Annotated in this window: 23 protein-coding genes; 20 read left to right on the top strand and 3 right to left on the bottom strand. The window is 42.7% G+C overall.

Translation table 11 applies throughout. The annotated features are described in order from the left end of the window. Window positions 1-11: 11 nt before the first annotated feature. Entirely contained in the window at window positions 12-458 is a 447-nt protein-coding gene (gene umuD / locus AYW75_RS10050) for a translesion error-prone DNA polymerase V autoproteolytic subunit (protein ID WP_067099032.1), read from the top strand. A gap of 100 nt (window positions 459-558) precedes the next feature. On the opposite strand, the gene AYW75_RS10055 is transcribed toward umuD, so the two are convergent. Beyond that, complete coding sequence (locus AYW75_RS10055; protein ID WP_067099035.1) at window positions 559-774, bottom strand: hypothetical protein; 216 nt, start codon at window positions 772-774, stop codon at window positions 559-561. A 101-nt stretch (window positions 775-875) separates the two neighbouring features. On the opposite strand from AYW75_RS10055, the gene AYW75_RS10060 reads away from it, so the two are divergent. From AYW75_RS10060 to AYW75_RS18805, 7 genes are all read left to right on the top strand, one after another. Beyond that, a complete protein-coding gene (locus AYW75_RS10060) occupies window positions 876-1,163 on the top strand; it encodes a hypothetical protein (protein ID WP_067099037.1) in 288 nt (95 codons plus the stop codon). A gap of 177 nt (window positions 1,164-1,340) precedes the next feature. Beyond that, window positions 1,341-1,511 carry a hypothetical protein gene (locus AYW75_RS18800; protein ID WP_156490842.1) on the top strand — a complete coding sequence of 57 codons (171 nt, stop codon included), beginning with the start codon at window positions 1,341-1,343 and terminating at the stop codon, window positions 1,509-1,511. Window positions 1,512-1,666: 155 nt separating this feature from the next. Beyond that, complete coding sequence (locus tag AYW75_RS10065) at window positions 1,667-2,962, top strand: hypothetical protein (protein WP_067099040.1); 1,296 nt, start codon at window positions 1,667-1,669, stop codon at window positions 2,960-2,962. Between the two features lie 149 nt (window positions 2,963-3,111). Next, entirely contained in the window at window positions 3,112-3,471 is a 360-nt protein-coding gene (locus tag AYW75_RS10070; RefSeq protein WP_067099043.1) for a hypothetical protein, read from the top strand. 41 nt (window positions 3,472-3,512) lie between these two features. Then, entirely contained in the window at window positions 3,513-3,782 is a 270-nt protein-coding gene (locus tag AYW75_RS19230) for an HNH endonuclease (RefSeq protein ID WP_407943038.1), read from the top strand. Window positions 3,783-3,803: 21 nt separating this feature from the next. Next, window positions 3,804-4,879 (top strand): IS3 family transposase gene (locus AYW75_RS10080; RefSeq protein ID WP_407943037.1). Its coding sequence is split into 2 segments (ribosomal slippage): window positions 3,804-4,047 and window positions 4,047-4,879, totalling 1,077 coding nucleotides; the frame shifts between segments, so codons are not numbered across the junction. 124 nt (window positions 4,880-5,003) lie between these two features. Next, window positions 5,004-5,144: a hypothetical protein gene (locus AYW75_RS18805; RefSeq protein WP_156490843.1), complete on the top strand. Its 141-nt coding sequence runs from the start codon at window positions 5,004-5,006 to the stop codon at window positions 5,142-5,144. A 159-nt stretch (window positions 5,145-5,303) separates the two neighbouring features. Here AYW75_RS18805 and AYW75_RS10085 read toward each other — a convergent pair whose 3' ends face one another. Further along, window positions 5,304-6,284 (bottom strand): alcohol dehydrogenase catalytic domain-containing protein, encoded by a 981-nt coding sequence (locus AYW75_RS10085; RefSeq protein WP_067099049.1) that lies wholly within the window; start codon window positions 6,282-6,284, stop codon window positions 5,304-5,306. 184 nt (window positions 6,285-6,468) lie between these two features. Between AYW75_RS10085 and AYW75_RS10090 the strand changes: the two genes are divergently transcribed. From AYW75_RS10090 to AYW75_RS10125, 8 genes are all read left to right on the top strand, one after another. Continuing rightward, window positions 6,469-7,797, top strand: a complete 1,329-nt coding sequence (locus AYW75_RS10090; protein WP_067099052.1) for an ABC transporter substrate-binding protein — start codon at window positions 6,469-6,471, stop codon at window positions 7,795-7,797. A 120-nt stretch (window positions 7,798-7,917) separates the two neighbouring features. After that, window positions 7,918-8,754 (top strand): carbohydrate ABC transporter permease, encoded by an 837-nt coding sequence (locus AYW75_RS10095; RefSeq protein ID WP_231886184.1) that lies wholly within the window; start codon window positions 7,918-7,920, stop codon window positions 8,752-8,754. After that, the gene (locus AYW75_RS10100; protein WP_067099058.1) at window positions 8,755-9,585 is read left to right on the top strand and encodes a carbohydrate ABC transporter permease; all 831 of its coding nucleotides are present in this window, start codon (window positions 8,755-8,757) and stop codon (window positions 9,583-9,585) included. A 16-nt stretch (window positions 9,586-9,601) separates the two neighbouring features. After that, a complete protein-coding gene (locus AYW75_RS10105) occupies window positions 9,602-10,603 on the top strand; it encodes an ABC transporter ATP-binding protein (RefSeq protein ID WP_067099061.1) in 1,002 nt (333 codons plus the stop codon). Window positions 10,604-10,654: 51 nt separating this feature from the next. Next, the gene (locus AYW75_RS10110; protein ID WP_067099064.1) at window positions 10,655-11,425 is read left to right on the top strand and encodes an L-iditol 2-dehydrogenase; all 771 of its coding nucleotides are present in this window, start codon (window positions 10,655-10,657) and stop codon (window positions 11,423-11,425) included. Window positions 11,426-11,441: 16 nt separating this feature from the next. Next, window positions 11,442-12,404 (top strand): sugar kinase, encoded by a 963-nt coding sequence (locus AYW75_RS10115; protein WP_067099067.1) that lies wholly within the window; start codon window positions 11,442-11,444, stop codon window positions 12,402-12,404. Then, window positions 12,397-13,686 (top strand): D-tagatose-bisphosphate aldolase, class II, non-catalytic subunit, encoded by a 1,290-nt coding sequence (locus AYW75_RS10120; RefSeq protein WP_067099070.1) that lies wholly within the window; start codon window positions 12,397-12,399, stop codon window positions 13,684-13,686. Before AYW75_RS10115 ends, AYW75_RS10120 begins: the two co-directional genes overlap by 8 nt. Before the next feature lie 48 nt (window positions 13,687-13,734). Continuing rightward, window positions 13,735-14,754 carry a LacI family DNA-binding transcriptional regulator gene (locus AYW75_RS10125; protein WP_067099073.1) on the top strand — a complete coding sequence of 340 codons (1,020 nt, stop codon included), beginning with the start codon at window positions 13,735-13,737 and terminating at the stop codon, window positions 14,752-14,754. A 435-nt stretch (window positions 14,755-15,189) separates the two neighbouring features. On the opposite strand, the gene AYW75_RS10130 is transcribed toward AYW75_RS10125, so the two are convergent. Continuing rightward, complete coding sequence (locus AYW75_RS10130) at window positions 15,190-15,426, bottom strand: hypothetical protein (protein ID WP_067099075.1); 237 nt, start codon at window positions 15,424-15,426, stop codon at window positions 15,190-15,192. A 356-nt stretch (window positions 15,427-15,782) separates the two neighbouring features. Between AYW75_RS10130 and AYW75_RS10135 the strand changes: the two genes are divergently transcribed. The 4 genes from AYW75_RS10135 (at window position 15,783) to AYW75_RS10150 (ending at window position 19,451) form a co-directional block, all read left to right on the top strand. Next, window positions 15,783-16,418, top strand: coding sequence for a helix-turn-helix transcriptional regulator (locus tag AYW75_RS10135; RefSeq protein ID WP_067099077.1), 636 nt, complete (start codon window positions 15,783-15,785; stop codon window positions 16,416-16,418). Between the two features lie 63 nt (window positions 16,419-16,481). Next, complete coding sequence (locus AYW75_RS10140) at window positions 16,482-16,862, top strand: RidA family protein (RefSeq protein WP_067099079.1); 381 nt, start codon at window positions 16,482-16,484, stop codon at window positions 16,860-16,862. Continuing rightward, complete coding sequence (locus AYW75_RS10145) at window positions 16,859-18,067, top strand: pyridoxal phosphate-dependent aminotransferase (protein WP_067099081.1); 1,209 nt, start codon at window positions 16,859-16,861, stop codon at window positions 18,065-18,067. Before AYW75_RS10140 ends, AYW75_RS10145 begins: the two co-directional genes overlap by 4 nt. Then, window positions 18,039-19,451, top strand: coding sequence for a Na+/H+ antiporter NhaC family protein (locus tag AYW75_RS10150; RefSeq protein WP_197478941.1), 1,413 nt, complete (start codon window positions 18,039-18,041; stop codon window positions 19,449-19,451). Before AYW75_RS10145 ends, AYW75_RS10150 begins: the two co-directional genes overlap by 29 nt. Window positions 19,452-19,517 lie beyond the last annotated feature (66 nt).

The raw sequence follows: 19,517 nt of genomic DNA on the forward strand, positions 1-19,517 counted from the left end.
TTTTGCGCATTATGAAGGTCACTTATCTTGGCTCTGCTGAATCGGCCGCTTTTCTTTCAGCTAATAAGTTAAATATCCCACTCTATGTTGAGTCTGTGTCGGCTGGGTTTCCGTCTCCAGCTCAGGACTTTGTGGAGCGTACGTTAGACTTGAACGAGCTGTGCATTCAGCACCCGAGTGCGACCTTTTTTGTTCGCGCTCAAGGGGATTCTATGGTGGAAGCGGGGATTCATTCAGGATATATCTTGGTGGTGGATCGCTCATTAACGGCTCGCCATGGTGACATTGTGATTGCGTGTCTGCATGGTGAGATGACGGTCAAAACCCTTGAATTAAAACCTCATGTCTTACTCCGTCCGAAAAACAAAGCCTATCGTCCGATTGAGATCACAGAAGAATCCCAGTTGGAGATTTTCGGTGTGGTGACTGGGGTTGTCCGTAAGCTTGAGCGTGGCTGATGAATACTGCCTGAATGCGTTACTCCTGTTTGGTGGATGACAGGTTATAGCGGAAAGGGCACCGTATTCTCAGCCTCACAGGGCATCAGGCCTCAATGGTCTATGAAGCCTTAGCATCTGTCCTCAGCGTAGACCTCTGGATGAGTTGATCAACCGCTTCACGACCGTTATCTTGCTCAACAGCAAACAGTGAGAGAGTTTGTTCCACATCCAATCCCGGTTCTATTTTCAAAGCCAGTTCACAGTATGTCGTCATGTCGCTACCCAAGTACGTTTGTGTCATGTCATTAAAGACCAATAATGACAGCTTGTACATGTTACCGTCAGATCTTGGTATTACCACTCTGCAAAGGTGCGCAATAGAGCTTACTATTCTAAAATGGATTAACTTATATTGATCTTTAGAGGGTACGGGCAATGAACTCGATTAGTTTTAAAAGTAGCTTCGATGTGCTTGGCTTAGATTCAGAAACAACTGAAGGTTTAAAGCGTCGCGCAGAGCTAATGAATAAGGCTAGAGATTTGATTAAAGAAGCCGGTGGGGTGCTTGTGAGAGACGAAGCGGGGAAGTTTTCTAGTACATTCAAAGTGCCATCAACTCATTACGATTTACGAATGGATCAACTTGATGACTTAGTGCTCGAGGAGATCGTTAAGTTTCGCAAACACTCCGAAGAGGTCGAGGTTTGTATCGATAACCTCTGAAAATCATAAGTCATGAGAGTAGATAGTCATTTAAAGGCGTCTACTGAACTAGTGGCGATTCAAAGTAGGGTCATTGAATTGGTTTCTCTTAAGGATCATGATCTAAATAAGTTCAGTTTGACATTAAATTAGTAGTGCGTGATATTGGTAGTTCAATAAAAGTTCATGGAAGAACATATGAATCAGCAGCAACTCGTTACCTCATTACTTCAAGTTCTTGAATCCATCACACTCGAAGATATTTCAAATATTCCAGACGATCACCAACATATCGTGGCTGAGCGAATAGAGCAGCTGCACGATGTGGTTCGTGCCATGAAAGATATGGAAAGGGAGATCGTTTATTGAGTTTCATGGGAAAGCTTCCTTTTATATCTGCGATAACCAGAGTTGATTATGAAAACGCATTTAAGAGAATATACTACATAAAAATAGGAAGAGGCGTTCTTAAAGGTGCTTGCTAGAAAGCTTAAATATAAAGTAAGAGTTAAAGGAATATAAAAATGAATAAGCATCTAAATATTTTTACTACTTATGCAAAAGAGAATAGAACCTATCAATTAGAAAATGATCTAACCAGGTCGCTTGCAATATGCTTACAAGAAGACGCCTTGTTTTGCCACGAAATTCTAAAGACTATTTTAACACCAGTAATTTTTGATCAGATATTTGAAGATTTTGAAGGTGAATCAAATGTTCAAATAGAGATACAGAAAAAGTCAAGCCAAATATCGGAATTCGATAAGGCTTATGCTGTTTCTATAAGTGAATATGAGATGTCTGATTTCTGGTCACAAACGGATAATACTGACTATGATCCTATTTGTGATCTAGTGGTGACTGTAAATAATATATTGATTGTTTTTGAGACTAAGCGGGACAATATTGATTGTACACAACAGCTATACAACCAAATTTTTAATATATTCAAAAATCAAAATAGAGACATTAGCGATTGCCGAAATGAAATTGAATCGTTTGATTTGAACTGGAAGAAGTTAATGGCGATTGCAGTAAAAGTAGCTAGTTTTGAAAAAACGGTTGGCAATAACAATCGTTTTCTTAATGATTTTATAGGTTTAGTCAGAGATCATAATTATAATTGGTTACCAGAGACCCCTATTGGTTCATTGAGGAATGTCAATTCAAAATCGATTTATTCAAGAATTGAGTCTGCGTTAAGTGAGTTTTGTAATAATGATCCGGTTGTAAGTAAGTTAACTTATAACGATAGATCAGGTACTGACTTCACAAAAGGGTGGGCTAATGAACTCCTATTTTACATAGATGAAAATAAAGGAGATTTATGTGTTGAAATATACCCAGGCAATACTAAAAGTCAGGGGTATTATATTTTCCATAAAGAACCTAAATTTAATAAAGAACTAACTATTGGAAATAAAAATTATCCCGTGACTATTGGGTATCATATAAAGTTTATGGGGCAGCAATATATAACAGGGCTCTGGCTTAGAGATGAAGATTTCAATAAAAATCTATTTACTAGAGATAATTTTTATAATCAAACTGGCCGAGTATATAGAGAAGATTGGCCCCTCACAGAGAAACTGCTAGATGAGTATATTAATTCTGATTGGAAATCTGAGTGCAATTGGTCGGAAAAAATAATCAAATCAAATAGATCATTGTTTAATATTTCTTTTGGTTACAACGTTTCAATAACTATTCCGTTCATTGATTTGGCGAAAATTGATGTGAATAAAAATGATATATCATCGTTAGCAAAACTAATTGGAAGTATTTATAGAGCATTTGAAACAGAGCTGATTGTTGAGTAGGGCATACACTGCGAGCAGACTATGGAACAACTATCTATCAGGTTAAGTGAAATTGATACGCTAGAAACATGGAAAGACCATGTAAAGGCCTTTCTAGATCTGAAGCAGCGGAAGCCTATGAAAGAGCGCAACCTCTATGGGTGCATAGGATGATTTGCCAGAGCAAGCTCTATTTACACCCAGATATTGTTAAAGAACTAGAACAGACAAGTTGGATACCAAATTATCTTCATAAGAGGATGATATGGGCTAGCCTGATTGCTTCTGATGAAAGTCAGAATAGTAAGAAGAGAATGTACAGGATAAAAGATAGCCTTATCAGGAAGTATGGTAAGGATTGGTGGGAAGATGTTTACTCTCGTCTCAAGCCTGTGTACGCAGCCAAAGAAAGAATAAAGAGAATTCACTCTGGACCAGCAGTATCAGCCTTTATTGCTAAAACATACATTGGCGCAGAGGTCGAAGATGATGAACGAATAGAAGCGCTAATGATGATTCCGAAATCATAAATCGCACTATGTGAGGAGCTATGCCTAAACACACACCGTCGATGGCAAAGAACAAGATTCGCAGAAGTCTTGTCTCAATCATTGATCCGTACCCTTCGAAAAGTGAAGTCGATCAGCTTTGGGAATATTTTGAGTCACGTTGTGCTTACTGTGGAATATCAATTAACCGTGGTTCACGCACTGGCCACCTAGATCATTTGATTCCATCATCAGAAGGCGGCAGTAACAGCATTTACAATCATGCTCTTTCATGTGCTAGATGGGTAATCCCCCGAAAATTAACAGCAGTCAAAAGTAGAATTTTCTCGTAATCTAAACGCAGGAGGTTCTGCATGAAAAAGTCACGTTATACCGATAGCCAGATCATGGCGATTTTGAAGCAAGCGGAAGCTGGCACACCGATTCCTGAACTATGTCGGGAGCACGGAATGAGTGCGGCTTCATTCTACAAATGGCGAGCAAAATACGGTGGTATGGATGCATCACTAATGGCTCGAATGAAAGAGCTTGAAGAAGAAAACCGTCGTCTTAAAAAGATGTATGCTGAGGAACGCTTAAAAGCTGAGATCATTCAGTAAGCCATGGCAAAGAAGTGGTAAAGCCATCTGAGCGAAGAATGATGGCTTTGGATGCTGTAGCAACTAGGGTGGTGAGCATTCGTTTGGCGTGCTCGGCTTTTTCGATTAGTGAAACCTGCTATCGTTATCAGAGCCAAAACAGCGATGAAAACACACAGATTGCAAAGCTACTGGTCAATCTGACCGTAGAGCAATCGGATTGGGGCTTTGGGCAGTGTTTCAACTACTTACGCAATACAAAGGGCCACTCTTGGAATCATAAGCGCATTTATCGCATCTACTGTGAGTCGGCTCTGAACCTACGCATTCGCCCAAGACGACGGCTTAAGCGAAATGCACCGGAACCACTAAAAGAACCGACAAAGACGAACCAAGTCTGGTCGATGGACTTTATGCATGACCAACTGGCAGATGGACGAAAGTACCGTCTGTTTAATGTGATCGACGACTATAAACGTGAGGGATTGACCATGGAAGCAGGCTTCTCCTTGCCGTCACAAAGAGTGATTCGGGTTCTGGATCAACTACTGGAGTGGCGAAAGAAGCCTATAGCACTTCGCTGTGATAACGGTCCGGAGTTCATTAGCCATGAGTTCGTTAAATGGGCAAAAAAGAAAGGCATCAGAATAGACTATATTCAGCCAGGTAACCCTCAACAAAATGCGTATATGGAGCGTTACAATCGAACGGCGAGATATGGATGGGTCAGCAAACATCTATTTGATACGCTTGAAGAAGTCCAAGACTATGCAACAGAATGGCTGTGGTTTTACAATTATGAAAGGCCGCATACTGCCAACGGAGGTAAGCCACCTCTAATGGCTGCTTAACCTCTACTTTTGAACTGAGTTAAAAAAGGGAGAATTACCGATGTAATGGAGATGAGAAGCTTAAGAAATCTTGGCAATCATTTCTTAAGCAAAAAGCAAAAAGCAAAAAGCAGGAAGCTCAGAGGTGTTTCAAGAGAGGAAGGAAATAATCACTACTTGGTTATCTCAAGTATTGGTTGCACCGACCGATCGCGACGTCACTTCGCAAGCAGAAGAAATCATTGAAAAAGCAATCGAAAGCTTTAGAAATCCGTTGATGAAATGAGAGATTTGCGAAGAAATAGCTCTTAAGTTGGCTTGATAATAAGCTTGCTGAAGCCTGTGTTACTTGGAATGACCCCCAATAGTTGGACATTCCAATTACTGGGGGTCAGTTGATTGATCGGCATTTTATTTAAAGAAAGCCTGGAATCAGGCTGGTTGCTTAGAGGTAGACCATTTGTAGTTTCATTCCGGTTTTACTGGTGCCAGTTATAGTGTCATTTACTTCATTCAATGAATTCACTTCAGTGATGAGTTGTTTCAGTTTGGTCTCTTGATGTTTGAGAACATCAATGGCCTCAGGAATGTTTTTATTGAGTGAGTGAGAGCCAAGGATCGTTATCTGGCGACGGAAAATTTCAAAAGGTGAGAGGTTAATTTTGGCATCTTTTGGGCATACACCATAGAAAATGATGTTCCCGCCACTGTTTGTAAATGAAATCAATGACTCTGCAACCGCAGATATGCCTGTAGCATCAACGGTTAAGTCATAGGTCTGTAATTCATTACTTTCACAAACTGCTGTAAACCCAAGCTTTGATGCGAATGATGCTCTTTCCTGATTGATGTCGACAACCGTCACATCTGTAATCCCCCTCGCGAATAGAGCAATGCCAAGCATTAACCCCATTGGACCCGCGCCGTATATCAAGGCGTTCTGTGTCTTAGAAAGGTTTGCAACGCCTAAAGCGTTTAATACGCAGGCCATCGGTTCTGCAAGAGCAGCGACTTTCATATCTAGGTTTTCAATGGGATGAAGATTTTCTACTTTAACGATGCTGTATTCACCAAAACCACCATTTTGAGTCACCCCATAAGCCTCTAAATTTTCACAAAGATTGGTCAATCCTTGTTCGCATGATCGACACGCACCGCAGGCTATGTTTGGATCAACAATGACTTGGTTCCCTACTTTTACTCGATCGCTTTTAGCGTTTACTTCCACGACAACGCCAGAGTATTCATGCCCTGGTACGACTGGGTATGCGTCTTCTCCATAGTTTCCTTTCAGGATTTCAATATCTGTATGGCACAGGCCGCATGCAGAGGTTTTAACCAGTGCTTCACCTTCCTTTAAGGTGGAAGATTGATTGATATTTACGAGATGGCTTGAATTTTTAGCTTCGAAAACGATGGCCTTCATAATCACTATCCTTTTTATATTTGTTGTCGTTTTTTGATAAGGACCAATGTACTACCTAGCATAATTTATCCAACATTTTTTACTCAAGTAAAAAAATAATTGACTCGTGTGTTTTTGTGGATTAGCTTTATCTCTGAAGCCTGACTTCAACCACTTACAATTAAAATAATTTAGAGGTAGCTCCATGTTTCAAAAGCTCACAAAAAGCTCAGGAATGACTGCATTAGCACTTAGTGTTCTAGCAGGGGCAGGTGCAGGAACGCTGCAAGCTGAGACCTTAACGATTGCTACGGTGAACAACGCTGACATGATCATCATGCAAGAGTTATCACCCAAATGGGAAAAGAAAACCGGTAATAAACTTAATTGGGTGATTCTGGAAGAAAACGTATTACGCCAACGTGTTACAACAGACATTGCGACGAATGGTGGCACATACGACATCATCACAATTGGTGCATACGAGGCGCCACTTTGGGGTAAGAATAACTGGTTGGTGTCATTGGATGATTTCGATAGTTCTTACAACTACGACGATATTTTTCCTACTGTTCGCAATGGTTTGACAGCGGACGGTCATCTATATGCTGTTCCGTTTTATGCGGAGAGTTCATTCACTTTCTATCGTAAAGATCTATTTAAAGCAGCAGGCTTGACTATGCCTGTTAATCCTACGTGGACCCAAATTGAAGAATTTGCGGCTAAGCTACACAAACCAGATCAAGAGCAATATGGCATTTGTTTACGCGGTAAAGCCGGCTGGGGCGATAACATGGCGGTATTCGGCACTATGGTTAACGCTTTCGGTGGTCGTTGGTTCGACATGAACTGGAAACCAGAGCTGGATTCTCCAGAATGGCTTAATGCTCTGACTTTCTACACGGATATCGTGCAGAAGTATGGGGCACCGGGTACACCTAATAATGGTCACAACGAAAACCGAGCGATGTTTGCATCCGGTAAGTGTGCCATTTGGGTTGATGCTACCTCTGCTGCGGGTTACATCTACAACCCTAAAGAATCCAGCGTGGCCGATGTCACTGGCTTCGCTGCAGCGCCTTCAGAAGTAAGCGAAAAAGGTAATGGTTGGTTCTGGGCTTGGGCATTATCTGTTCCTAAGTCTTCTAAAAATGAAGACGTCGCAAAAGACTTCCTAGCTTGGGCTACGTCCGAGGAGTACGTCAATCTTGTGGGTGAGGAGAAAGGCTGGGTTGCTGCACCTCCAGGAACGCGCAAATCCACTTATGCTAATTCTGATTACATAAAAGCTGCACCGTTTGCTAAGACGGTTCAAAAACAAATTCTGAGCGCCGACCCTGCAAATCCGTCTGCTAAGCCAGTTCCATATACTGGTGTTCAGTTTGTGGCAATTCCTGAGTTTCAAGGAATTGGAACATATGTGGGGCAAATGGTCTCAGCGTCACTAGCTGGCACAATGTCGCCATCTGAGGTGTTAAAAGCTTCTCAGAACTACGCGCGTCAAGAAATGACCCGTTCGGGTTATATCAAATAAGTACAACGATTTATTAGATAAATCATTTCCATAACGAGCAAGCCATGCTTGCTCGTTCCTTCAATCGAATCAGAGATTTTTGCTATGTCAACGCTACACTCTCGAAGAGCAGCGAAGGTTATGCTGACCCCGTCGGTTTTGCTTTTGCTGGCTTGGATGGTCATCCCATTAGGAATGACCCTCTACTTTTCGACCTTGCGCTATAACCTTTTAATGCCTGGAGCCACGCCATTTGTCGGGTTTGAAAACTACTACTGGTTTTTTAAAGATCCAGCATTTGGTGTTTCCGTCCTTAATACGTTAATCCTTGTAGGTGGTGTATTGATCACCACAGTAGTAGGAGGCGTACTGTTAGCGTTGCTGCTAGAGCAACCCATTTTTGGTAAGGGTATTGCTCGTATATTGGTTATTTCACCATTTTTCGTCATGCCAACTGTTTCTGCATTGGTCTGGAAAAATATGTTTTTTAACCCAGTGAATGGCTTGTTTGCTTATGTTGCTAAGCTATTCGGGTTCCCGCCTTTTGATTTCTTAGCTCACGCGCCGTTATTTTCAGTGATTGTAATTGTCGCTTGGCAATGGCTTCCTTTTGCTGCGTTGATTTTCATTACCTCCCTGCAAAGCTTGGATTCCGATCAGATTGAGGCATCTCAGATTGATGGTGCCAGTAAGTTCCAACGTTTCATCTACATCGTGGTACCGCATTTGACTCGCGCTATGACGGTTGTTGTCCTGATTCAAACGATTTTTTTGTTGGGTATTTTTGCTGAGCTTCTGGTTACGACTGGCGGTGGCCCAGGGGTGGCTTCCACCAACTTAACCTTCTTGGTCTATGTGCGTTCGTTGTTGCAATTTGATGTAGGAGCGGGGGCTGCTGGGGGGATTGTGGCGGTCATTCTTGCCAACATCGTAGCGTTTTTCTTAATCCGCATTATTGGCAAGAATCTGGAGGCATAAATGGCACGTCAAGTCACAAATCGATATCGAGTGTTGGTAACGCTGGCAGCGTGGTGTGTTGCGCTCACTTTGTCCTTTCCAATCATATGGACACTGCTTACTAGCTTTAAAACTGAAATTGAAGCGATTGCATCACCACCTAAGTTTTTCAGTTTCGATTGGACCATTGAAAACTACTTTATTGTTCAAGAGCGGTCAGACTATTTTCATCACTTTTGGAACTCAGTTGTTATCGCTATTGGCTCAACTTTACTGGCCCTAGTGATTGCAATTCCAGCTGCTTGGTCTATGGCTTTCGTTCCAGGTCGTCGTACCAAGGATATTTTGATGTGGATGCTTTCAACCAAGATGATGCCGGCGGTAGGTGTATTGATCCCTATCTATTTGTTGTGCAAAGACTTTGGTCTTTTGGATAGTCGTATTGCTCTCGTCACGATTCTCATGCTGATGAATTTACCCATCGTAATTTGGATGTTGTTTACCTACTTAAAAGAGATTCCGGGTGAGATTTTAGAGGCTGCCAGAATGGATGGTGCGAATCTTAAAAACGAGATTTTGTATGTATTGGTACCGATGGCCGTTCCAGGTATTGCATCAACGCTTTTGCTGAACGTGATCCTGTCGTGGAACGAGTCTTTTTGGACCCTCAATTTAACGGGCGCTAATGCGGCACCTCTCACTGCATTCATTGCGAGCTACTCAAGCCCCGAAGGCTTGTTTTACGCCAAATTGTCTGCGGCTTCCATTATGGCCATTGCGCCAATCTTAATTTTGGGGTGGTTCAGTCAGAAGCAACTCGTTCGTGGCCTTACTTTTGGCGCAGTAAAATAATTTTAGGAATTAAAAAATGGGCAAGATTGTACTTAAAGACGTCACTAAATCCTTTAACGACGTAAATGTTATTCCTCCGTTGAATCTAGAAATTAACGATGGTGAATTTGTTGTATTCGTTGGTCCATCTGGCTGTGGTAAATCGACGTTATTACGCCTCATCGCTGGTTTAGAAGATACCAGTAGTGGACACATTATGATCGATGAGAAAGAGGCCACGAATATGTCACCTTCAGATCGAGGTTTGGCAATGGTGTTCCAGAGCTACGCCCTGTACCCCCATATGACGGTCGAAAAGAATATGGGCTTTCCTTTGAAAATGGCGGGCATGTCTGCTGCAAACATTGAAGAGAAAGTCAAAGCGGCAGCCGAAACATTAAATCTCACACAGTATCTCGATCGAAAACCTGGACAGTTATCAGGGGGGCAACGCCAACGTGTTGCAATCGGTCGAGCTATTGTCCGCCAACCTTCAGCGTTTTTGTTTGATGAACCGCTTTCTAATCTTGATGCGGCGCTTCGAGTGACCATGCGCCTTGAGATATCTGAGCTCCATCAAAAGCTGAAAAGCACCATGATCTATGTAACCCATGATCAGGTAGAAGCGATGACTATGGCTGACAAGATTGTTGTATTCAATGCAGGAAACATTGAGCAGGTTGGAACGCCTGTAGAGCTGTATCGAACACCAAAAAATATGTTCGTGGCAGGCTTTATTGGAAGTCCGAAAATGAATTTTGTTACGGGAGATGTGGCTGCTAAACAGGGCGCTACAACGTTAGGTATTCGTCCTGAGCATATTGATGTTTCAGCAGACCAAGGTGAATGGGAGGGGACTGTTGTTCTGGGAGAGCACTTAGGCTCAGATACCTATTTTTACATCGATACTGAGATGGGAGCTATCACTGTGCGCCAAAGTGGTGAAGTCGGCTTTAAAAATGGAGACCGAATTTTCTTAAACCCACAGGCCAATATGATCCATTTATTTGATGAGCAAGGCGTCCGTATAGCGGACTAAATACTGATTTTAAACAACTAAACAGACTTTTAAAAAATAAGAGAGATAACCATGAAATTACAGAACAAAGTTGCCATTGTTACAGGTAGTGCTGACGGTATCGGTAAAGCGATTGCAAAGCGCTACTTAGCTGAAGGGGCTCGGGTTGTTGTTGCCGACATCAATGAAGCAAAAGCTCAAGCAACTGCCGAAGAGTTAGGCGGGCTATGTATTGCTATTGCTGTGGACATTACTAAATCAGAATCGCGTCAGGAAATGATTCAGAAAACCGTTGAAGCGTTTGGGCAGATCGACATTTTGGTCAATAACGCTGCTGTCTTTAACATGGGGCCATTATTGGATGTGACAGAGTCAGACTTTGATTTTGTCTTCAATGTAAATGTCAAGGGCTTGATGTTCACGTTGCAAGATGTTGCCAAGCAAATGATTTCCCAAGGCACCAAAGGTCGCATTATCAACTTCTCTTCTCAAGCGGGTCGCCGAGGCGAGCCTCTTGTCGCTACCTACTGCGCAAGTAAAGCTGCGGTGATCAGTCTGACTCAATCCGCAGGGCTGTCGTTAGCTCGACAAGGTATCAATGTCAATGCGATTGCCCCAGGCGTGGTGGATACGCCAATGTGGGACAACGTAGACGCATTGTTTGCTAAGTACGAAGGCCTAGAAATTGGTCAGAAACGCAAGATGGTAGGTGAAGCGGTGCCTTATGGCCGCATGGGGCATCCTGAGGATCTTACCGGAGCTGCGGTATTCCTAGCCTCAGAAGACAGCGAATACATCGTCGCCCAGACACTTAATGTGTGTGGCGGTAACTGGATGAGCTAAGTCGTCGGGTGATGATATGAAAGAAGTTTTGACGTTAGGAGAAATATTAGTGGAGGTGATGGCTAAGAACATTGGCCAGACCTTTACTAAAGCTGGGGAGTTCCTTGGACCGTTTCCAAGCGGAGCCCCTGCGATTTTTATTAATCAGGTCGCCAAAATGGGGGTTCCTGCCACCATGATTGGATGTGTTGGTAAGGATGATTTCGGCAAGGTTTGTCTAACTCGCTTAGAAGAAAGTGGCGTGGATTGCAGATTGATAGAGACTCATGAAGATCGTCCTACCGGTACAGCATTTGTGACCTATCACCAAGATGGAAACCGAGATTTTATCTTTAATATTCAACACAGTGCAGCGTCTCTGTGTCGTTTGAATAGCGCAGCAATTATGGCGCTACAGAATTGCTCTGTGTTCCATATTATGGGTTCGTCCATTAACACCCCAGATATGATTGGACTTGTACGTAGTGCTATTGCACTGGTCAAAGAAGGCGGGGGCTTAATCTCTTTCGATCCTAATGTGCGCAAAGAGCTTTTGAAAGATCCAGTTGTAGTGGGCTTTTTTAATGAAGTACTGAGTAAAACCGACATCTTCATGCCAAGTGGCGATGAGCTACTGGCGTTAACAAACACAGAATCTGTGGAATCGGCTCTTAAAGCACTTTGGGTCATAGGAGTACGGGAAGTTGTTCTGAAAAAAGGGCAGCAAGGGTGTGATTATTTTGATCGCAACAATGTTATTTCCAAGCCTTCTTTCTCCGTAAAAGAAGTGGATGCAACGGGAGCCGGAGATACTTTTGGCGGAACGTTTGTGGCGTGCCGTGTGCTGGGTTATCCCCCTGAACGTTCACTTCAGTTAGCCAATGCGGCAGGCGCTTTGGCCGTGAGTTCTATGGGGCCGATGGAGGGCGCTGCCAGAGAAGGCGAACTGGATGTCTTTATATCTAATTGGCACACGCAGGAGGAAGTAGAGCATGCCTAATTCACAAACACTTAAACAAGTAGTACTGGCAAATCGAGAGGGTAAAGGGAGAGGTATCTACTCTGTTTGCTCTGCTAATCGATATGTCTTAGAGGCAGCCATGCTGGAAGCTCATGAAAATGGTTCCGAGTTGTTGATTGAAGCGACCTGTAATCAGGTGAACCAAGAAGGTGGCTACACTGGCATGACACCTGCTGATTTTGTTGATTACATTGAGAACATCGCTAATACATTGTCTTTTGATATGACTAACGTGATTTTAGGCGGTGATCATTTAGGTCCGAATCCTTGGCGTAAGTTAACGGCGGATGAGGCGATGACCAAGGCAATGACCTTAGTCCAAGACTATGTGGCTGCAGGGTTTAGTAAGATTCATTTAGATGCCAGTATGTCTTGTGCGGATGACCCAGTGCCGCTTCCGCCAGAAGTCATTGCGGAACGTGCAGCGCAGATGTGCAAGGCTGCCGAGTCAGTCGTTGTCAATGTTAAGCCCCATTACATCATCGGGACAGAGGTGCCGGTACCGGGTGGCGCTCAAGAAGATTTGGAAGAGTTGGCCGTGACCAGCACGATCGACCTGAGTGAAACCGTCGCGACACATCAGACATTGTTTGCTGATTTAGGGATTGGATCAGCTTTTGAAAGAGTTATAGGTGTGGTGGTTCAGCCAGGAGTGGAGTTCGACCATGCGACTGTGATTGAGTATCAACCAAACAAGGCCTTGGAATTAAAGTCTGCGATTCATCAATTTCCTGATATGGTGTTCGAAGCACATTCAACGGATTATCAAACAGAAACCTGTTTGTCTGAATTGGTTAAGGATCATTTCGCCATTCTCAAAGTTGGGCCGGGGTTAACGTTTGCATTTCGAGAGGCTGTTTTTGCTTTAAGCCATATTGAAGAGGCTTGGATCAAACCTGATCAGCGTTCCAACATTCGACAAGTGATTGAGTCAACAATGGTAAATAGCCCAAAATACTGGGAAGACTATTATCACGGTGACTCGGAGTCCTTAAGGTTTGCTCGCCAATACAGTTTCAGTGACCGTTCACGCTATTATTGGAACTACGATGCGATTGAGGAAAGTCTTGATCAATTGATTGAAAACTTGTCGAGCAATCCACCTCCTTATCCTTTAGTGAGTCAATTCATGCCATCTTTGTACAATCAGGTACGGGAGAAACATCTAGCGGTTTGTCCTAAACGACTGTTGCATGACTATATTCGGTTAGAACTAGGTAAATACGCGCGAGCTTGTAAGCAGTTTGGCGCAGCCGCTTAGCTGTGTAACAATCCTCACTTATTTACGCATGTGTGTTGGGGAGTCCTATTGAAAAAAGTTAATACCATGGAAGAGTTTGCAGGCTTAGCTGGAGTCTCTCGTCCAACGGCTTCTAAATACTTTGAAAACCCAGAAGCGGTAGGCGTTCGTTCCAGACAGAAGATTGAGGCAATGCTGGAAAAGGTGGATTATCGCCCCAACATGCTCGCTTCGATGTTAATGCGCAAAGAAACGAAGATCATAGGTGTCTTGATCCCCTCTTTAGGGGATCCGCTTTATGCTGCTATTGTTCGTTCTATTGAGCTGCATGCCATGTCTTTTGGGTACTCTGTGCTGATTGAATGTTCGTATGGCCAGCCAGACGTCGAAGAGCGTGCCATTGATAACTTGCTAGCGCTTAAAGTGGCTGGGATTTGTTATGCGCCATCTGGTATAAAAGCTATCGAAGGTCGTTTACAACGGATCCAGAACGAGCTTCCATTTGTGTTTTTTGATGCCTCGTTTGAAGGCGTTAAATACAGCGTCCAAAATGATAACGATCAGAGTATTGAATTGATCACAGACTACATGATTCAAAGTGAACGCAAACCAGCATTCTTTCCTATGCCTGACGTGAACAGTAATGCGAATGAGAGGATGTCCACTTATAAGCGAACCATGATCAAGCATGGTTTAGAGCCTAATGTTTTACCGGTCGATACAGAGATATGCTGGGACTTCGAGCGTTGGGGAAAAGAGCAAGCACTGAAAATGATTCGTATGAAGCGGATCAATGAAAACGGTGTCATTTGTGCCAACGATCGAATTGCCTTTGGGGTGTTGTCGGCGCTGTTTTCGGAAGGATTACTGAGTGCGGATTTGAAGCATCAAAGCATTCCGATTACTGGTCATGATAATCAACCTTTGAGTGAATTCACGTGTCCTCCATTGACGACAGTTGCGCAAGATGTAGAGGGTATCGGTAAATTGTGTGTTGAAAAAATACTAAGCCTAGCGGGAACAAAGAATTTTCAATTGCCCGATGAAATACTGCTGAAAGCGAAATTGGTGTTAAGAGAATCGGCTTAATAGAACTAAGGGGGAGGCTAAAGCGAAGAAGCTGCTCTCCGCGTTAGCCTGTCTAATTCAATAAATGTTTTATTGCATTTTATGGTTTTTAGTGTGTTTTTTGATCAAGTTTCGCTTTTGGGGTAAAAGTTAACAGATCAATTCCAATTTTGTTCAATAATGAGAACGCAACCATGCGGTCTACAGCGTCAAAAAGTTAACTTTCTCCGTTTCTGTTGGAATTAAACCGTTAACTTTTTAGCCCGAATTTCCCTCTAATCGCCCCAATGCTATATGCACAGGGGCTTTCAGCGTTTTTATCGCAAAATACCGCCTAAAATGCCTACAAAGAGACGTATCTACAAATAAGTGGGTTGATTATCTCGCGTAGCGAGCCGTAGCTAAGTCGTACTTCTGGCTGAAAGCGAGCACTTTTGATTCGGCACATGGCACGTCTTAGCTGTAACGACAGCAAAATGTGATTAAACCAATTTTAGGTTTCAGGACCGCTCGTAAGTCATTTAAACCGTTATCGACATTGTACTGATTTGAGTCTATAGGCACTGCCTCGCGGCCATTGAATTGCTCAACAGCAAACAGTGAGAGGGTTTGTTTCACATCCAAGCCCGGTTCTATTTTCAAAGCCAATTCACAGTATGTCGTCATGTCGCTACCCAAGTACGTTTGTGTCATGTCATTAATGACCAATAACGTTGACTTTTACATGTTTGAAGATAGTGCGCTATTTTTCTATGACGCTAGCTAGTAGCTAGTAGCTAGTAGCTAGTAGCTAGGATTTTTTAGATTTCCGTTTGGTAAGAGTTTTGCTAGCAGAATATGCATGGTGCATGTGTCTCTTAATTTTTTGCTTGTCGCTGAATGGGTATTCCGAGATGTATGCTGTGTAGATTCAGTTTAGGTTGCTTGAAATCAATTTGAGTCTATTTTGTGCGAACTACTTTGTGATGCACTATGATTATGCAATGATAATTTTTTATCAAAAATAAAAAAATTAATAATTTAATGACCATGTTTAAAGAAAAATCAATATGAACAATAAGTTAGATCTATTTAAAAGCATTGCGGCATTTTTGGCACAGCAGATGCAGGACTGTGAATTCGTGATACATGATTTAGTTGATTTAGAGCATTCGATTGTATTTATTGGTAACGGTCACATTAGCGGCCGGCAAGAAGGAGACTCTGCAACAGATTTGGTGCTCAGGGTACTGAAAGATAAGGAATATTTAAAATCAGATTACACATCGATTTACAAAAGCGTTTCTGCTGATGGCAAGGTTTTTAATTCATCAACTTTCTTTATCAAAGATGATACGCAACTACTTGGATTATTGTGCGTTAATCAAGATCTGACCAAGTATCAAGAGTTATATGATTCTGTTTCATCTGTGTTGGGCCTCACATCCAGACCAGAAAGGGCGAGTACACCGGTTAATGAACGACTGGTTCCTGCAGTAGATAGTTTACCAATCAATGTTATTGACGAAGTGCTACATAGAAAGGTCGTTAATGTAAATCATTTAACGAAGGAAGAGCGGTTGGATGTGGTACGAGAACTGGACAGAAAAGGTGTGTTTATTCTTAAGGGGGCAATTAGTGAAGTAGCCAAAACGCTAAAAGTGTCTGATGCGACAATGTACAGATACCTTCAAAGCATTAGGTAAAAAAATTTACCATCAAATGATAAAAAATTATTAACAAGATAAAAAAATCGCAATAGGAACAGTATGAATTTTATTAACACAGTAGAAGCACCCATGCCTGAAGGTGCATATGCACAAGCGACATATAGTAATGGTTTTGTTTTTGTCTCAGGGCAACTGCCATTGACGAAGGAGGGAAGTTTAGTTGAAGGCGTATCTACTCAAACCCAACAAAGTCTTATAAATATTCAAGCAATACTGGCTGACAAAGGGCTGTCTAAAGAGAGTGTTATGAAGGTTCAGATTTTTACGACAGATCTTTCTGCTTTTGCTGAAATCAACGATGTATACCAAACATTTTTTGGAGAGCATACACCTGCTCGAGCGGTGGTTGAGGTAAGTGCTTTGCCGAAAGGGGCGTGCGTTGAAATTGATGCAGTTGCTGTTTACGAGGATGGGTTATGAAAAATCATATGATTGATGCTTTCTCATCTGTTTCCGGAGGGCTGTTTGATACTGTCATCAAAGCTGATGTTGGTGAAGGGGCTGGAAAAATTATTGAGTCCGGAGGCACTATTTTAGCTTGGGCTGATCCGGATTTCCCAGATCCTGCAATGCCTGAGAGTGTCAAAAATGCTCTCTTGAACAGCGTAAACGAAGGCGTCTCTTCGCACTATGTTATGCCAATCGGGCCAAGAGAACTTCGCGTGGAGATTGCTAAAAAAATAGGTCGCCAAACGGGATTAGACTTAGACCCCAGTCGAAACATCATTGTGACACCAGGTTCAGACTCGGGACTGTTTTATGCGATGTATCCTTTTTTGGAAGCCGGTGTGGATGTTCTGGCTCCAACTCCCACTTATCCGAATAACTTAGTAAACGTTGCTCTTATGGGGGCTAACGTTATCGAGGTTCCAACCTCTAAAGAAGATAATTATCAAATTCGTAAAGTAGATTTGGAACGGAACCTAACGGCCAATACAAAGATGTTGGTGATCTGCCATCCGAATAATCCAACTTCCGTGGTTTATCGCCCTGACTCTATTCGCGAGATTGCTGAGTTCGTGATTGAGAATGACTTGATTTTAGTATGTGACCAAGCATTTGAAGACATCATTTTCGATGGGATTGAATTTATCGCACCTGCGTCTCTCGATGGCATGCTGGATCGGACAATTACTGTTTGCTCGTTGTCTAAAGGGTATGGCCTGAGCGGACTGCGTATAGGCTATTTGTACACCAGCGATGTCTTGATTGACAAATATTATGGTGCTGCCGTCAACATTCTCGGTGCGCCGTCTCACCTCTCTTGTGCTGGTGCAATTGCTGCATTGAAAGATGAGTCAATTATAGAAGAACGGAAAGTACGCCTTGGTCAAAGGCGAGATAAAGTCGCGCAAATCTTTAACAGTATCCCTGGAGTCAACTGTAAAAAGCCGGAAAGTGGCATTTTGCACTGGGTAGATGTGAGTGAGGTGACGGCTGATGGTGAAGAGTTGACCCAGTTCATTCTGCAAGATCAAAAGGTACTGGTGAATCCGGGCGGTCAATATGGTTCTGGTTACGAAGGAAGCCTTCGGATGATTTTCGGCTGCTTCCGTGACAATGATAATTTATTCAATGCATGTGAGAGGGTTAAAAATGGAATCGTTAACTTTAAACAGCGCTAAGCCAAATGTAGCGAGCAGTGCACCAATTTTTACTAATAAAATGGTTGCTTTGCTCCCGTTAGGATTGTTTTTTATTTCCTGTATGGCTCTCTTCTCGCATTACAAGACATATGATATGCATGTCTTGGCGGGGGCAGCATTTATCAGTCTTATGATTACTGGATTATTTGCATCAAACAAAAACGCATTTTGGGAGTCCGTTATAAGAGGGATTTCCAGTAAGGAGAGCGTTACCATCCTACTACTGCTGTTACTTATCGGGATGTTTTCTCAGATGATTAAGGTAAGTGGTCTAACTGATGGCCTGATTTGGTTTGCGCAATCTTTTAGGTTTTCTGAAGGCGGATTTGTTGCGTTTACATTCATTGCTGTTTGTATCGTAGCTACGGCAACAGGTTCCTCTATCGGAACCATGTTTGCGGCTTTTCCAGTATTTTTTCAAACGGGTGTTGATATAGGAGTGGATGGTGCATTGCTGGCTGGTGCTATTGCATCTGGTGCCATATTTGGCGACAACTTAGCTCCTATCTCAGATACAACAATCGCCTCGGCTTCTACGCAAGTGAGCAAGAAGACAGGCCTTACATCTGATATAAGTGGCGTTGTACGTTCGCGTTTTAAATACTCTGTTGTTGCGGCCATTATAACGATTATTGCGTATTTATTATTATCAAATGGGCATGCGCTGAGCTATGACACCTTTATACGTGAGGTCTCTCCATTTAATCTGATTATGCTGATTCCGGTCGCGGTACTTTTAGTTGTCGCTCGTATAACCCAAAATATTTTTGTTGCCACCAGCACTGCTCTTTTATTTGGAGTGATATTGGGAATTGCCTCGGGTGTGTTCGGTATTGAGCAAGTCTTTTTCTCAGATGGCTCTTTAGGTAACCATGCATCTGGTTTCTTGGCCGATGGCATCAAAAATATGATGGGCACAGCAATCTTAGTGGCGTCCATATTTGGGATTATGGGAGTCATCAAGGCAGCTAAGGTGGTTGAAGCGATTACTGAAAACTTGATGAATTCTGCTATCTGTCAAACAGCGAGAGGATTTGAATTGGTTAGTGCTGTATTGCTTAACGTCGTAACGATGCTATTTGGCGGCGTCACAAGCGCAACAATTTTATCCGTCGGGCCGATTATTAATGAAGCGGGCCAAAAGCTCAACATTCATCAATATCGTCGCGCGAACATCTTAGATGGTTTTTCCAATTCACTTGCCGTCGTTGTTCCTTTTTTCAGTGTATTCGTCTTCATAGCTGCTGCTTTGAGTGGGATAGAGCCGAACGCTGTCGCGGCTGTGTTCGTATACCCAGTAGCTTTATTTTCTGTTCTCATGCTATCTGTATTGACAGGTTTTGGGCGCAGATATGAGGAATAGACTAAATTCGCCATACATTTAAAAAATGTTCTCTAAGGGATATGAATAAGATGAAAAGCTGGGTGA

Origin of the sequence: Marinomonas atlantica, assembly GCF_001639725.1 — a bacterium.
GTDB lineage: Bacteria > Pseudomonadota > Gammaproteobacteria > Pseudomonadales > Marinomonadaceae > Marinomonas > Marinomonas atlantica.

Excerpts from the sequence above, each read along its gene's own strand:
- AYW75_RS10120 (WP_067099070.1), top strand. The coding sequence starts at position 12,397 with ATGCCTAATTCACAAACACTTAAACAAGTAGTACTGGCAAATCGAGAG.
- AYW75_RS10060 (WP_067099037.1), top strand. The coding sequence starts at position 876 with ATGAACTCGATTAGTTTTAAAAGTAGCTTCGATGTGCTTGGCTTAGAT.
- AYW75_RS10105 (WP_067099061.1), top strand. The coding sequence starts at position 9,602 with ATGGGCAAGATTGTACTTAAAGACGTCACTAAATCCTTTAACGACGTA.
- AYW75_RS10095 (WP_231886184.1), top strand. The coding sequence starts at position 7,918 with ATGCTGACCCCGTCGGTTTTGCTTTTGCTGGCTTGGATGGTCATCCCA.
- AYW75_RS10070 (WP_067099043.1), top strand. The coding sequence starts at position 3,112 with ATGATTTGCCAGAGCAAGCTCTATTTACACCCAGATATTGTTAAAGAA.
- AYW75_RS19230 (WP_407943038.1), top strand. The coding sequence starts at position 3,513 with ATGGCAAAGAACAAGATTCGCAGAAGTCTTGTCTCAATCATTGATCCG.
- AYW75_RS10100 (WP_067099058.1), top strand. The coding sequence starts at position 8,755 with ATGGCACGTCAAGTCACAAATCGATATCGAGTGTTGGTAACGCTGGCA.
- AYW75_RS10140 (WP_067099079.1), top strand. The coding sequence starts at position 16,482 with ATGAATTTTATTAACACAGTAGAAGCACCCATGCCTGAAGGTGCATAT.
- AYW75_RS10110 (WP_067099064.1), top strand. The coding sequence starts at position 10,655 with ATGAAATTACAGAACAAAGTTGCCATTGTTACAGGTAGTGCTGACGGT.
- AYW75_RS10130 (WP_067099075.1), bottom strand. The coding sequence starts at position 15,426 with ATGACACAAACGTACTTGGGTAGCGACATGACGACATACTGTGAATTG.
- AYW75_RS18800 (WP_156490842.1), top strand. The coding sequence starts at position 1,341 with ATGAATCAGCAGCAACTCGTTACCTCATTACTTCAAGTTCTTGAATCC.
- AYW75_RS10135 (WP_067099077.1), top strand. The coding sequence starts at position 15,783 with ATGAACAATAAGTTAGATCTATTTAAAAGCATTGCGGCATTTTTGGCA.
- AYW75_RS10090 (WP_067099052.1), top strand. The coding sequence starts at position 6,469 with ATGTTTCAAAAGCTCACAAAAAGCTCAGGAATGACTGCATTAGCACTT.
- AYW75_RS10115 (WP_067099067.1), top strand. The coding sequence starts at position 11,442 with ATGAAAGAAGTTTTGACGTTAGGAGAAATATTAGTGGAGGTGATGGCT.
- AYW75_RS10150 (WP_197478941.1), top strand. The coding sequence starts at position 18,039 with ATGGAATCGTTAACTTTAAACAGCGCTAAGCCAAATGTAGCGAGCAGT.
- AYW75_RS10065 (WP_067099040.1), top strand. The coding sequence starts at position 1,667 with ATGAATAAGCATCTAAATATTTTTACTACTTATGCAAAAGAGAATAGA.
- AYW75_RS10145 (WP_067099081.1), top strand. The coding sequence starts at position 16,859 with ATGAAAAATCATATGATTGATGCTTTCTCATCTGTTTCCGGAGGGCTG.
- umuD (WP_067099032.1), top strand. The coding sequence starts at position 12 with ATGAAGGTCACTTATCTTGGCTCTGCTGAATCGGCCGCTTTTCTTTCA.
- AYW75_RS10055 (WP_067099035.1), bottom strand. The coding sequence starts at position 774 with ATGTACAAGCTGTCATTATTGGTCTTTAATGACATGACACAAACGTAC.
- AYW75_RS10085 (WP_067099049.1), bottom strand. The coding sequence starts at position 6,284 with ATGAAGGCCATCGTTTTCGAAGCTAAAAATTCAAGCCATCTCGTAAAT.